Source organism: Streptomyces sp. NPDC051561 (genome assembly GCF_044454195.1).
In the GTDB taxonomy this organism is placed as follows: domain Bacteria; phylum Actinomycetota; class Actinomycetes; order Streptomycetales; family Streptomycetaceae; genus Streptomyces.
In genome coordinates, this window is record NZ_JBITDM010000010.1 from 265,494 (window position 1) to 279,042 (window position 13,549).

General features: G+C 71.7%; 8 protein-coding genes. 4 read left to right on the plus strand and 4 right to left on the minus strand.

Features of this window, described 5'->3' with window-relative positions; all coding sequences use genetic code 11:
- Positions 1-93: 93 nt before the first annotated feature.
- On the minus strand, positions 94-1,524 hold the full coding sequence (locus ACIA73_RS23575; protein ID WP_399440611.1) for an MFS transporter: 1,431 nt from the start codon (positions 1,522-1,524) through the stop codon (positions 94-96).
- A gap of 684 nt (positions 1,525-2,208) precedes the next feature.
- On the opposite strand from ACIA73_RS23575, the gene ACIA73_RS23580 reads away from it, so the two are divergent.
- On the plus strand, positions 2,209-4,335 hold the full coding sequence (locus ACIA73_RS23580; RefSeq protein ID WP_399440613.1) for an asparagine synthase-related protein: 2,127 nt from the start codon (positions 2,209-2,211) through the stop codon (positions 4,333-4,335).
- 92 nt (positions 4,336-4,427) lie between these two features.
- Here the strand turns inward: ACIA73_RS23580 and ACIA73_RS23585 are convergent, their stop codons facing one another.
- Together ACIA73_RS23585 and ACIA73_RS23590 are read right to left on the minus strand one after the other, a co-directional pair.
- Positions 4,428-6,380: a sigma-70 family RNA polymerase sigma factor gene (locus tag ACIA73_RS23585; protein WP_399440615.1), complete on the minus strand. Its 1,953-nt coding sequence runs from the start codon at positions 6,378-6,380 to the stop codon at positions 4,428-4,430.
- A 262-nt stretch (positions 6,381-6,642) separates the two neighbouring features.
- The gene (locus ACIA73_RS23590) at positions 6,643-7,491 is read right to left on the minus strand and encodes a TetR/AcrR family transcriptional regulator (RefSeq protein WP_399440617.1); all 849 of its coding nucleotides are present in this window, start codon (positions 7,489-7,491) and stop codon (positions 6,643-6,645) included.
- 355 nt (positions 7,492-7,846) lie between these two features.
- Between ACIA73_RS23590 and ACIA73_RS23595 the strand changes: the two genes are divergently transcribed.
- Positions 7,847-9,199 carry an NAD(P)/FAD-dependent oxidoreductase gene (locus ACIA73_RS23595; RefSeq protein WP_399440618.1) on the plus strand — a complete coding sequence of 451 codons (1,353 nt, stop codon included), beginning with the start codon at positions 7,847-7,849 and terminating at the stop codon, positions 9,197-9,199.
- Between the two features lie 196 nt (positions 9,200-9,395).
- Positions 9,396-11,060, plus strand: a complete 1,665-nt coding sequence (locus tag ACIA73_RS23600; RefSeq protein WP_399440619.1) for a SpoIIE family protein phosphatase — start codon at positions 9,396-9,398, stop codon at positions 11,058-11,060.
- A 25-nt stretch (positions 11,061-11,085) separates the two neighbouring features.
- Here ACIA73_RS23600 and ACIA73_RS23605 read toward each other — a convergent pair whose 3' ends face one another.
- Positions 11,086-12,393: an MFS transporter gene (locus tag ACIA73_RS23605; RefSeq protein WP_399440621.1), complete on the minus strand. Its 1,308-nt coding sequence runs from the start codon at positions 12,391-12,393 to the stop codon at positions 11,086-11,088.
- A gap of 114 nt (positions 12,394-12,507) precedes the next feature.
- Between ACIA73_RS23605 and ACIA73_RS23610 the strand changes: the two genes are divergently transcribed.
- Positions 12,508-13,074 carry a MarR family winged helix-turn-helix transcriptional regulator gene (locus tag ACIA73_RS23610; protein ID WP_399440622.1) on the plus strand — a complete coding sequence of 189 codons (567 nt, stop codon included), beginning with the start codon at positions 12,508-12,510 and terminating at the stop codon, positions 13,072-13,074.
- Positions 13,075-13,549: the final 475 nt, after the last annotated feature.

Sequence of the window (13,549 nt, forward strand, 5' to 3'; positions counted from 1 at the left end):
ACTGGCCCACTGACAACGCCCTCAAACCCCTTGAGCAAGAGCTATGGCCAACGCCACGTGAACAGTGAGAGTTCTCCGCCCCGGGCAGCCCTCCTACGCCGGCGCCACCAGCAGCGGCCGTGCCCGCTCCCGCAGCTCCACCACCCGCGGCTCGTCCCCGTACGGCTCCAGCCGGTGCAGCAGGTCCCGGACGTACTCCGTGGTGCGCGCCGACGAGATCCGGTGCGCCACCTCCACCGCACGCGTCCCGGCCGCGCACGCCGCGTCCAGATTGCCCGACTCCAGTTCGGCGACCGCGCTCACCACCAGCCGCAGCCCGTGCGAGCGGACGAACTCCTCGGTCGGCCGGGACAGAGCCTGCTCGGTGAACCGACGCACCTGGCGCGGGAGTTTGAGGTCGCGGTAGCACTCGGCGGCGTCCGCGGCCAGCCTGTCGTACGAGTAGAAACCGAGCCAGGACGGGTCCGGATCGCCCTCCCTGGCGCGTTCCAGCCAACCTTCGGCGGCCTTCAGCGCGGCCCCGGCCGCCACCGGATCGCCCGCCTTCGCGTGCGCGCGGGCCTCGACCAGGCGGAAGAAGCTCATGGTGCGGGCGGTGGCCAGACCGCGGTTGCGCTCCACGGCCGCCTGCGCGAGGTCGACGCCCTCGTCGGCGAAGCCGCGGTAGGTGGCCTGGAGGGACATCGACGCCAGTACGTACCCGCCCAGGGGTACATCGGCGGCCGCGCGTGCGAGGCGCAGCGCCTGGATGTAGTACCGCTGGGCGGCCTCCTGCTGACCGGTGTCGAAGGCCATCCATCCCGCCAGCCGGGTCAGTTCGGCGGTCGCGCCGAACAGGGAGCGCCCGACGTCGTCGCTGTACGAGCCGAGCAGCAGCGGGGCCGCGTCCACCCGCAGGCACTCCGGGACCATCGAGGAACGCCAGTCGCCGCCGCCGTACTTGGAGTCCCAGCGCCGGGCGTCCTCGGCGGCCTCGCGCAGCTTGGCGACGTCACTGTGTCCCACCCGTAGGGGAGTTGCGTCGGCGGCGCCCTCGGCGACGGTGGAATCACGCGCCACGGAGGAGTCCGCCGGGGTTATCAGCCAGCGCGAGGCAGGTGTCGCGTAGGCGCTCACCGCGAACGAGCCGGCCAGGGACTGCCAGATTCCGCCGGCTCCTGCCCGGCGTCCCGCCAGGTCGAGCCGGTACAGCTCGGTCGCGTGCCGCACCGCCACCGATACGTCGCGGGGGAAGGCGAGCCCGACCTCGGGGGCCGGGTCGGCGTCCGCCAGGCCGATCTCGTGCAACGGCACCGGGCGGCCGAGCTTGGCGCCTATCGCGGCGGCGATCAGATGGGGGGCGGCGCCCTGCGGCACCATGCCCTTCGACACCCACCGGGCGACCGACGTCTTGTCGTACCGAAGCGTCATGCCTCGTTGCGCGCCGAGGTCGTTGACCCGGCGCGCCAGCCCGGCGTTGCTGATTCCCGCGAGGGCGAGAACCGTGCCGAGCTTTTCGTTCGGCCCGCGTTGTTCCCTGGACATCGCGCCACCCCTCACGCAGACGGCCGCCGCGGGCCCGGCATAGGCACGCGGCATTCGTAAACCCAGCGTAGTTCGCCGCATCCCAAGCGTTAAGGGGATGTGTCCCGTATGGCGAGATTGTTGCCCGGAGTTCCGGTGCGGGAGGAACGTTCCGTCCCTTTCGTGCTCCTGTCGTGTGGCCGTGCGCCCGGCCATGCGCTCTCCCACCCGCTCGGAAGCGGCGCTTCCATGGGACGTGCGTGGGTCGGCCCGCTGCACTGGATCCAGTGGGCTGGGGGACTCCGCCACCTTCATCCCCGCGGGTGGCGGAAAGGTCCGGGGGGCGAACAGCGCCTCCCGGACCACACGCGTGCGGCCTGGCGGAAAATGGCCGAATGAGGCCCCTGGGTGTCGCGGCCGACCCGCCCCCGACCGGGGCGCACTCACCCGCTCCGCCCCAATTGCCCCCAACTCCCCCTTTCCACCCGCGCATTGCGCCTGCCGTACCCCCACCCATGCCCCGTTGTCGTGGCAGCATGGTCCCCACGCGCGGCATGCGCGACACGGTGCGCGCACCGGGGGCAGAAGGGGGCTCACGGCCGCCCGGCCAGGCAGAGCGATCGTCCGGCCATGCAGGGCCCGGGAATCCCCGCCCCTCTCCCGCGCACCAACGGGCAAAGTTGTCCACAGCCTGTGGAGGCGGCGATGCGTTGGTTGGTGGGATGGAGCAGCATCGCCGCGAGCTTCGGCACGGTCGGAGCGGTCGGCGCCCCCGGCACCGAGCACGAGGGCGACACCGTCCAGCCCGTCGGCGCGCAACTCCTGTGGGGCGACCCCGACCCCCTGTGGGCGGTCGGCGACTGGCGCCCCGACGAGGTCCGCACCGTCAGCGTCGACCCGTTCACCCGGCTCGCCGTCCTCGGCTGCTGCGGCGCCACCGACGAGGAACTGAAGGTCGGGCTGTTCGCGGCGCGCGGCGGCGCACTGAGGCACCTGACCGCCTGGCCCGGCAGCTACACCGCCGTCGTCCAGACCGGCAGACGGGTCACCATCGCCAGTGACCTGGCAGGCGCCCGCCCGGTCTTCTACACGCCCTGGGCCAATGGCACCGCGTACGCCACCGCCGCGCTCCCCCTCGCCGACCTCATCGAGGCCCAGCTCGACATCGGTCACCTCGCCGCCCTGCTCGCCTGCCCCGACGTACCGGAAGCGCTGCGCGACGGCACGCCGTACGCGGGGGTCAGACGGATTCCGCCCGGGCACGCGCTGGTCCTGCGGGAGGGCTCGCGCGAGATCACGGGGTACGAGCCGGTGGCGTCACTCGCCGTCGCGGCGCCGCAGGTCGATGCCGAGCGCGCGGTGGACGCCGTCCGGGACGCGCTGGTCGAAGCGGTACGGGTACGGCTGACCGCGCCCCGGCACGCGCCGGAGACTCCGCTGCCCGACCCCGGTCCGGTGCCCGGCATGGGTCCCGCCGAGCGACGCGCCCGACGCCGGGGGGCGCCCGTCCCCGGCATCGGCTCCGACCTCTCCGGTGGCAGCGCGTCGGCCACCCTCGCCCTGCTCGCCGCGGGCCTGCCCGGCCTTCCCGGTACGGTCCTGGGGCACGGCACCGGCGCCGGTGAGCGCCTGCTCGCCGTCACCTTCAACGATCTGGCCGCCTCCTCCGCCCGGAGCCAGGAGAGCGAGCTGGCCGCCGAGTTGGAGCGCGCGGGAGCCATCGCGGCCAACCCCCGGCTGCACCACGTCGTCGTCGCGGGGGCCGAAGAAGCCCTTCCCTACGCCGACTTGGCGTCCGGCCCGCTCACCGACGAACCCGGGCCCTCCCTCGTCACCGCCGAACGCGCCCGGCTGCGCCTGTCGTCCGGCAGCGCCGACCACCTCGTCGGCAACGGCGCCCGCCAAGTGCTGGACGCCCACCCGGCCCGCCTCGCCGACCTCCTCATCGACCGCCGGCGCCGCCACATCCTGCGTCCCGCCACGGCGCTTGCCAAGGCCGAGGGCGCCTCCGCGCACTCCCTGCTCGTCCCCCTCACCGTGTACCGCGCCGCTCGCCGCCTCGCCCGTACGTCCTACCGCTCGGGCATCGAGGAGGCGGCGGGCCGCCTCACCAGCCGGGGCGTCGTCGACGCGAGCGGCCCGACGGGGGCCCTGGACGCCTCACTGGAGGCCCTCGCCTGGTCCCGTCCTGGGCCTGCCGCGCGCTGGCTGACCGGTGAGGCGCTCGCCGAAGTATCGGTTCGCCTCCAGGAGTCGGCGCTGCGTCCGGCGTCCGTGCAGCGGCCCGGCGAGGCGCGGGCGCGTGCGGCGCTGGCCCGTCACGCGTACGACCACCGCGTCTTCGAACAGGCGGCAGAGGTACGCAGCCAACGGCTCCACGCCCCCTTCCTCGACAACCAGGTCGTCCGCGCCTGCCGGGACCTGCCGGAAACCCTCCGTGTGCAGCCCGGCGCCAGGGCGGCCGTACTCCGCGCGGTCCTGCGGGGCGCGGGGGTCCACGAACTCCCGCCCGGGTGGGGCGCGGCCACCCCGCACACCACCTCGTCGGCGACCGCCCAGGCCGGCATCCACGCGGCCCAGGACGACCTTCTCGCCCTCTTCGACGCCCCGCTGCTCGCGGACGCCGGCCTGATCGAAGCCCGCGTCGTCCGCAAGGCCGTCCGTGCCGCGGCTTCCGGCGAACCCGTCCCGCTCGACGGCCTCGCCGACCTCATCTCCACAGAACTGTGGCTCCGCCGACTGATCTCCCGCCGAGGAACCTGCTGGACCGGCTCAGCGGCCCCGAGACAGCGCGCGGTGGCCGGGGGAGTACCGCAGAGACGCAGCCTCTGACGCGAGGGGGGCGCGCCCGCCTCTCGCGGCAGGCTGCGCCCACGCGGCCGTAGCGGCACATCGACACAGGCCCCCGCCCCGGAGGGGTCCCCTCACCCGCACCCGATGCGGGACCGTGCCCAGTCCGCGAATCCCGCCGCGTCTCCCGGCTCTCCCGATTCCACCGACTCCGTCACCAGTCTCAGTGTCTTGCGCCCCGCGATTCCCACATGCACCGGCACCGCCGCGTCACCGCCCCGGATCACCGGTGACCGCCAGAGCCTTACGCCGTCGCCGTAGACGGAGAACCGGACCGCCCCGCTCCCCATCGTCATGTCGTCGACGCCGGCCATCGCGTCGTACGTCGTGCACTTCCGGTTCAGGTCGATCGTCACCGACGAGTCCGGCGGCACGGACACCCCGTGGCCGTAGCCCACCCCGCCGATGGACATCGCGGACCGCTGCCACAGCGGACTGCTGTCCGCCAACCGCACCTCGGGCGAGGTGTGATCGCCCAGCGGGCTGTACGTCAACTCCGCGACGGGGTACGCCGCAGGAGGCGCCGGCGGCGGAGGCTTGACCACCGGAGGCTTGGGACGCGGCTTCGGCGGGGGAGGGGGCTTGGGGGCCGGAGGCCTGACCACGGGAGGCTTCGGCGGCTTCGGGGCAGGAGTGGCACGCGGCGGCGCGGGAGGCTTCGGCGGCTTGGGCGCCGGAGTGGCACGCGGCGGTGCGGGAGACGGCGGTGGGGGCTTCGGAACCACCGGCTTCGGAACCACCGGCTTCACCGCCGGCGGCTTCGCATCCACCCGCGGCGGCATCGGATCGTCGTCGCCCACGAACGCGAACACCAGCCCCGCCGTCACCGCCACCGCGACCGCCGCACCGATCCCCACCTTGGCCGGAGCGCCGAGCCCCTCGGCCGCGAGGCCACCCCCGGCCGCACCACCCGAACCACCCGCACCAGCACCCGCAGCCCCGGCACCCGCAGCACCGGCCCCAGCACCCGCTCCCCCCGCAGCAGCCGCCGCCCCCGCACCAGCAGCACCCACCGCCCCACCAGCCACGATGCCCGCAGCCTTCACCGAGTACCCGGCAGCCACCCACCCGATGACCGCCACCGGCAGCAGCGCCGGAATGCCCGCGTTGACGTCGCGCAACTCACCAGCGGCGAGACGGCACTTGGCGCACTCCTCCAAATGCTTGCGCAGCCCCCGCTCGGCCCGCATCCGCAGCCCGCCCCGCGAGTACGCGCCCAGCCGGTCCGCGTACTGCGCGCAGTCGCCGCCCGCCGTGAGCGACGTACTGACGTGGGCCTGGAGGTACGCCTGCTTCAGCCCCTCGCGCGCCCGCGAAGCCAGTACCGCCGTCGCGTTCGCCGTCAGGCCGAACAGCGGGGCCACCGCGCTCGGCGACTCCTCCTCGACCGTGGTGTGCCACAGCACGGCCTGCCACCGCTCGGGCAGCGACCGGAAGGCCTGCATGGCGAGGGTCTGCTCGGCCTCGTGCATCGCCCGGACGTCCGCGCCCAGGTCGAGGGTGTCGTCGTCGGACACCTCCGACGCCCGCCCCGCCTGCGCCGCGAACACCGCGAAGTCCTCGACGAGCTGCTCGCGGCGCGTCGTCTTCGCCCAGGCCGCCGCCACCCGCCGCACGGTGGTCAACAGGTAGGCCCGTACGGCGTGCTCAGGGCCCGAACCGCCCCGCACCGCCTGGAGCGTCCGGGCGAACACCTCCGCCGTCAGGTCGTCGGCGGTGTGCGCGTCCCGGCAGCAGGTACGCGCATAGCGCCGCACCGGCTCGGAGTGCCGTCGGAAGAGTTCCTCGTACGCCTGGTCGTCGCCGCCCCGCATCCGCTCGATCAAGTCGGCGTCGGACAGGCCCTGTTCCCCGGAGGAGGTGCCACCGCCGCGCTGGGCGGGCACACTCGTCGGGTCGGGTCCGGCGTCCGCGACAGGTGCCGGGGTGGCACCCAACGGGCCGCCCTGCTGAGGGACTTGCCGGGGTGGATTCCCCTCCCCTTCCCCGCTACCCCCGGGAGACTCGCCCCGCTCGTCAACACCCATGGCGGAAGCCCCCGTACGCACCCTCTGACCGGAACACCGGCCAAGACTCCCACAGGGCGACGCGCCGAAAGCCGATCAAGCCCGCCAACCACTCGTCCGGGGAGTTTTCCCGAAATCGAGTGCTAGTCCCTACCCGTGAGGGGAGGGCGTCGGCGGGCTTGCGGCACTGCTCCACACGCAGAGAACGGACAGAGAGCGGAGAGACGAACTGCGCGGGTACTACGGCGAACAGGGCATTACGGCGAACAAAAGGGAACAGCGGTTACGCGGGACGCGACCGCAGCCCCTCCAGCAGGATGTCGAGCAACCTGGCCGAGGCCGCCGCCTGCTGAGCGGCGTCCGGCAGCGAAGGCGCCGCCGTCGCTATCACCAGGAGTACGTCCGCCACGGTCACATCGCCCCGCAACTCACCCGACTCCCGCGCCCGGTCCACCAGCCGGCCCACGACCTCCAGCAGCGTCGCGGCACCCGCGTCGTCCAACTCCACGCCCGCGGCATCGTCCTGCTCGACCAGCCGCAGCTCAGGAGCGGACCCGGAGTCCCCGGCCTGCCGCTGCTGTGGCACCCGGGAGGCATCGCGTACCGCACCCGGCTCGAAGGCCCCACCGAGATCGGCGTCCGTGTCGACGCCCACCCGCAGCACCTGCGGCGGCAGCAGCCGGCCGGCACCCGAGGCGACCGAGGTGCGCAGGAAACGGGACAGCGCCGACCACGGCTCGTCCTCCTGCCCCAGTGCGGTGCGTGCCTGCTCGGTCAGCCGGGAGGTCTCCTCCTCGGCTATCCGCCGCACCAGTACGTCCTTGCTCGGGAAGCGCCGGTAGACCGTGCCGACCCCTACCCGGGCCCGGCGCGCCACGTCCTCCATCGGCGCCCCGTACCCCAGCTCGCCGAAGACCTCGCGAGCCGCCCGCAGTACGTGTTCGAGATTGCGCTGTGCATCCACGCGGAGCGGCGCCGAACGCTCGGCGGAAGACGTGGTCGAACCGCCCGCCCCCAGACGTCCGTTGCTCTCCGCAGCCACGTGGGACGCCGCCGAAACGGGCCCGGAAGCCGAAGTCGTTGCCGCCGACGATGCGACGGCAGCCTGCCATTGTGAATCCTGAATGTGCATCAGCGTTCCCCCGGTAATGATGTCTCCCCCCGGAGACACTCCCCGCCCCGACTGCCGGAGTCGGTGAGTCCATGGACCACAAACCCCGCACTCGGGACGAGATACGAACATAGTTGAGCGCGGGAAGATTCAGAAGGGGGTAGTTCCGCGCGGCGTGCCCCCCGATCGGACCAGCGGCGGCGCCGGTTCCGGATCCCTCCGTACCCAGCTCTCCCTCCGCGCCCCCTGACCTGCACCAATACCGCTCGCATCGGCGCGGAACGCCAACTTTTCGGAGCCTCAGGAGAGCTGGCGGTCGGTCATACAATTTGTCGGCCCTGTGGACAAAGCCGTGCGCCCGTTGCCTCATGGGACGGTGACAAATCCAGTGCGCATTCTCGTGGTAGGCGGCGGATACGTCGGCATGTACACCGCGCTGCACCTCCAGCGGAAGCTGAAACGGCAGCTCGCGGAAGGCGGAGCGGAGATCACCGTCGTCACGCCCGACCCCTACATGACGTACCAGCCGTTCCTGCCCGAGGCCGCCGCCGGATCGATCTCCCCACGCCATGTCGTGGTGCCGCTGCGCCGGGTGCTGCCGCGCTGCCGCATCCTCATCGGCGAGGCCAACTCCATCGACCACGCGAAGCGCACCGCGACCGTCACGACCCTCGCCACCGCCGAGGAGGGCACCGGGCCCCTCCAACTGCCGTACGACGAGCTGGTGCTGGCCCCGGGCTCGGTCTCGCGCACCCTGCCCGTCCCCGGTCTCGCCGAGCACGGCATCGGCTTCAAGACCGTCGAGGAGGCCATCGGGCTGCGCAACCACGTCATCGAGCAGATGGACATCGCCTCCTCCACCCGCGACCCCGCGGTCCGCGACGCCGCCCTGACCTTCGTCTTCGTCGGTGGCGGCTACGCGGGCGTGGAAGCCCTCGGCGAACTGGAGGACATGGCCCGCTACGCCTCCCGCTACTACCACAACATCAAGGCCGACGACCTGAAGTGGATCCTGGTGGAGGCCAGCGGCCGGATCCTCCCGGAAGTCGGCGAGGAGATGGGCCAGTACGCGGTCAGGGAGCTGCGCGGCCGCAACATCGACGTACGCCTCAACACCCGGCTGAACTCCATCGAGAACCGCGTCGCCGTCCTCGACGACGGCGCCCGCTTCCCGACCCGTACGCTCGTGTGGACCGCCGGAGTGAAGCCGCACCCGGTCCTCGCCGCCAGCAGCCTCCCGCTCAACGAACGCGGCCGGCTCGACTGCACCGCCCAGCTCGCCGTCGCGGGCGCGCCGCACGCGTGGGCCGCGGGAGACGCGGCAGCCGTCCCCGACCTCACGGCCGGCGAAAAGGGCAAGGAGTGCGCCCCCAACGCCCAGCACGCCGTCCGCCAAGCCAAGGTTCTCGCCGAGAACATCGCCGCCTCCCTGGCCGGCCGGCCGCTCACCGACTACCGGCACAAGTACGTCGGTTCGGTCGCCTCGCTCGGCCTGCACAAGGGTGTCGCCCACGTCTACGGCCGCAAGCTCAAGGGCTTTCCCGCCTGGACCATGCACCGCGCCTACCACCTCAGCCGCGTCCCCACCTTCAACCGCAAGGCGCGGGTGCTCGCCGAGTGGACCCTCTCCGGCCTCTTCAAGCGGGAAATCGTCTCGCTGGGATCGCTGGAACACCCGCGCGCCGAATTCGAACTTGCGGCGGGCGGCGAACCCCCGAAGCCCCGCTGACGTCCTCCCAATTACCGACTGTCAGTGCGGTCGGTCACACTGGACGTGTGACGATAGGTGGACTCGCGCCTGCACAGAGTGACGCATCCCCAGCGACCCCACCTGCCGCACGAGCAGCACCCCGGGAACCCACCCCGGGCACCGCACCACCCCAGCCGACCTGCTCCACCACCCCGACCACGAGGCAAGTAGTTCAGTGAACTTCACCCGCTGGAGCGCCCGGCTCCCCGGAACGCAGCGCCGCGCCGCAGCGCGGTCCGACCGCGGGTCCGTGCCCGCCGCCCGAGGTGAGTCCGGGCAGCAGACCGACCCCGCGTCGGACCCCGCCACGGACCCCGAGACCGGCGAAAGAGTCCCCGAGGCCCCGGGCCCGCCGGCCCTCGAAGACCTCTCCCTGCGCGAGGTCGTCCGCCAACTCCCTGCGCTGGTAGCGCTGTTGTACGGGACCGAGCACCGCGTCGCGTACGTCAACGACGCCTACGCGGCCGCGTTCGGCGAACGCACCCTCGGCGCCCCCGCCGCCACCGAACTCCCCGAGCTCGAAGAGCTGGGCCTGCTCCCCCTCATGGACCAGGTCCTGCGCAGCGGCACCTCCCGCACGGTCAAGTCCCGCCGCACCCCCAAGGGCGGCTCGTACACGGTCACTTGCTCACCCCTGGACACACCCGACGGCGGAGGCGTCCTGGTCTCCGCCGCCGACGTCACCGACCACGCCGACGCCAACGAGCGGCTGCGCGCCGCCGAGCGCCGCCAGCGCGAGACCGCCGTAACCCTCCAAAGGTCACTGCTGCCACAGGAGTTGGAGCAGCCGGACGACCTTCGGCTGGCCGCCACCTACCAGCCCGGCGGCAAGGACGCGGCCGTCGGCGGCGACTGGTACGACGTGATCACCCTCGGTGCGGGCCGCACCGCCCTCGTCATCGGCGACGTCATGGGCCGCGGGGTGCGCGCCGCCGCCGTCATGGGCCAGCTCCGTACCGCCGTGCGCGCCTACGCCCGCCTCGACCTCCCCCCGCACGAGGTCCTCCAGCTGCTCGACGGCCTCGCCGCCGAAATCGACGCCAGCCAGATCGCCACCTGCGCCTACGCCGTCCACGACCCCAACGAGGGCCGGCTGGTCTACGCCTCGGCCGGCCACCTCCCGATCCTCGTCCGGCACGAGGACGGCACCGTCGCCCGCGCCGAGGACCACACCGGACCACCGCTCGGCACCGGCGGCTGGATGCACACCTCCGGCACCATCGCCCTCCCGCCCGGCTCCACCGCCGTCCTCTATACGGACGGCCTCGTCGAGCGCCGCCGCGAGGACATCGACGAAGGCGTCGCCGCCCTGGAGCGCGCACTCTCCGGCGCCACCGGAACCCCCGAGGTCGTCTGCGACCGTCTGATGCGCGCCCTGGGCATCACCGCCGACCACGACGACGACGTCGCCGTCCTCGTCGTCCAGCACCCCGCCCGCAAGGGCCACGACGCCGAGCTCTTCCACAACGCCGCCCTGGAACTCCTCGGCGGCATCGAAGCGGCCCCCCGCGCCCGCGCCTTCGCCACCGGAGTCCTCACCTCCTGGCGCTTCCCCGCCGAACTCCGCGACCTCGGCGTCCTCGCCGCCAGCGAGCTGGTCGCCAACTCCCTCCAGCACGGCACACCTCCCATGCGGTTGCGCCTGCGCCGCACCGACCGCCGCCTGATCATCGAGGTCACCGACGGCGACGACCATCTCCCGCGCCGGCGCCGGGCCGACCCCGGAGACGAAGCAGGACGAGGCATCTCGATCGTCGCCACGATCGCCTCGTCCTGGGGTTCGCGCCGCACACCGGGCGGCGGGAAAGCCGTCTGGTGCGAGTTCGCCCTCCCCGACTAGAGGGGGAGGGCCAACCGCGTGGGTGTTACGCCGCTGCCTTCACCTGCTGTGCCTCGGCGGCCGCGTCCGGCACATGCTGCGCCACCACGATCGATTTCACCGGGATCGGCAGATCCTGCGTCGGCGTGAGCCGCCTGCCCATCCGCAGCGCCAGCACACTGATGCCGAGCGAGAAGAGAATGAAGGTCACGATGTACGGCATGTGGAGCGAGGCCCCCATGGGCCCGCCCACGGCCGGTCCGACCGCCAGCGCCATCTGCTTGACCAGCGCGAAGGCCGAGTTGTACGTCCCGACCATCGACTCCGGTGCGAGGTCCGCCACCAGCGGCGCCACGGTCGGCGACAGCATCGCCTCACCGAGCCCGAAGAGGGCGTACGTCGAGATGAACGCGGCCGTCGCCATGGTCTGGCTGCCGTGCCCCAGACCCGCGTATCCGGCGAACATCCACGCCACCGTCCAGATCAGCCCGACCAGCGCGATCATCCGCGACCGGCGACGCCGCTCGACGAACCTCAGCACCACGAACTGAGCGATCACGATCACCGCCGTGTTGGCGGCCAGCGCGATACCGAGCGTGGAGGGGTCGATCCCGGCGGCCTCGGTGCCGTACGCGGCGAGACCCGACTCGAACTGCCCGTAGCAGGCGAAGAAGATCACGAAGCCGAGCACACACAGCTGGACCATCGCCTTGTGCTTCATCAGCGCGCCGAGCCCGGCGAACAGGCCGCGCTTCTCCCCGGCCTGCGCCTCGCCCATGGCCTCGGCCCGCGGCAGCTTCACCGAGAGCGCGACCCCGGCGAGCACCAGGAACATCACGGCCTCGATGGAGAACAGCAGGGTGAAGGACGACGGGTCGTCCTTGTCCACGATCTGCCCACCGATCAGACCACCGATGCCCAGACCCAGGTTGGCCAGGAAGAACTGCATGGCGAAGGCCCGGGTACGGGTCGCTGCCGTCGAACTCCACACGATCATCGTGGCGAGCGCCGGCTGTGCCACCGCCGTACCGATACCCAGCAGCGCCGCACTGCCGACCGCCGTCAGCAGACTCGACGAGACACCGAGCGCCAGCGCGCCCACCGAAGCCAGCAGCGCCGCCCCCACCAGCACGGGCAGCGGGCCCTTGCGGTCGATCAGCGCGCCGACGAAGGGGAGCGCGACCAGGGCGGCCATGGCGAAGGCGCCAAGGACGATGCCCGCCGAAGTCGGCCCCAGATCCCGCACCTGAGCCACGTACACGTAGAGATACGGGACGGTAAATCCCAGCCCGAACGCACTCAGCGCGTTGCCGGCCTGGATCCGCCGCATCGCCGAGCCCATCGCCTTGGTCATACTCACCTCAACCCTGAAGACCTGAAGTCCGAAGACTTCAACACTAAAATTAGAACCTCAACAATACACAGAGAAGGACTTCAACGCCAACGCACCCCATGCCATACTTCGCGGATGCCAGACACGCCAGAGACGCCCGGCCCCCATGGACCCCATGAGCCGAGCCTCGACGAGCAGATCGCCGCATACCAACGCGAATTCCGCGACCTCGACCCCCAAGTGGAGAAGGTCGTCTCGGCCCTCGGCCGCCTGAACCGCCGGATGAACGTCGCGTACGGCCGCCAGGTCGCCGCCCTCGGCATCAGCAACGCGGAGTGGGAAGTCCTCAAGACCCTCGTGGTCTCCGGCACCCCCTACCGGCTGGGCCCCGGTGAACTCGCCAAGCGTCTCGGCCTCACCCCGGCCGCGATGACCCACCGCATCGACCGGATGGCCGGCGAGGGCCTGGTCACCCGGGACCGCGACGAGAACAACCGGGTCCGCGTCATCGTCGAGCTGACCGACGAGGGCCGCGCGAAGTGGCTCGAAGCAATGCGCATGGCCGCCTCTTTCGAGGAGGACCTCCTCCAGGACCTCGACGCCGATGAGCGGGGCGTCCTGGGAGACGTATTGATCCGCCTCCTGCGCCGGGTCGAGGACACCCAGCCGGACGCCGGTGGACGCCTCACTGACCTGGATTGATGTCCTCTCTGATGTCCTCTCTTATGTACGTCTGCCACAGGCGTTCGGGAGCCACGGGGAGGGGTTGACACCCCTCGTTGTGATCCGTAAGGTTCTCCGAGTTGCCACAGCCGTAACGGTTCTGCGGTAACGACTCCCGCCGCGAAAGCGGCAAAACAAACTCCGCACGATCTCCCGCCAGGGTCAATTTCGGCATGCCGAATTCTGACGCTGGGAGCCGATTTCGGTTCAACGGGAAAATCCACTAGAGTTTGAAACGTCGGAACGGCCCAACAGCCGCAAAGACAACCCGAGTTCGACCGGGAATCAGGCCCGAAAGGATCTGATAGAGTCGGAACCGCCGGAAAGGGAAAACGCGAAAGCGAAGAACCTGAAAGGCACCGAGGAAATCGGAACGGAAACGGTCTGATAGAGTCGGAAACGCAAGAACAGAACAACTGAAACACCGAACGAAACGTCCGGAGGAAAGCCCGCG

Bases quoted from the DNA above. Each gene is read 5' to 3' on its own strand.
- ACIA73_RS23590 (WP_399440617.1), bottom strand. From the start codon at position 7,491: ATGCACATTCAGGATTCACAATGGCAGGCTGCCGTCGCATCGTCGGCG.
- ACIA73_RS23580 (WP_399440613.1), top strand. From the start codon at position 2,209: ATGCGTTGGTTGGTGGGATGGAGCAGCATCGCCGCGAGCTTCGGCACG.
- ACIA73_RS23610 (WP_399440622.1), top strand. From the start codon at position 12,508: ATGCCAGACACGCCAGAGACGCCCGGCCCCCATGGACCCCATGAGCCG.
- ACIA73_RS23605 (WP_399440621.1), bottom strand. From the start codon at position 12,393: ATGACCAAGGCGATGGGCTCGGCGATGCGGCGGATCCAGGCCGGCAAC.
- ACIA73_RS23585 (WP_399440615.1), bottom strand. From the start codon at position 6,380: ATGGGTGTTGACGAGCGGGGCGAGTCTCCCGGGGGTAGCGGGGAAGGG.
- ACIA73_RS23575 (WP_399440611.1), bottom strand. From the start codon at position 1,524: ATGTCCAGGGAACAACGCGGGCCGAACGAAAAGCTCGGCACGGTTCTC.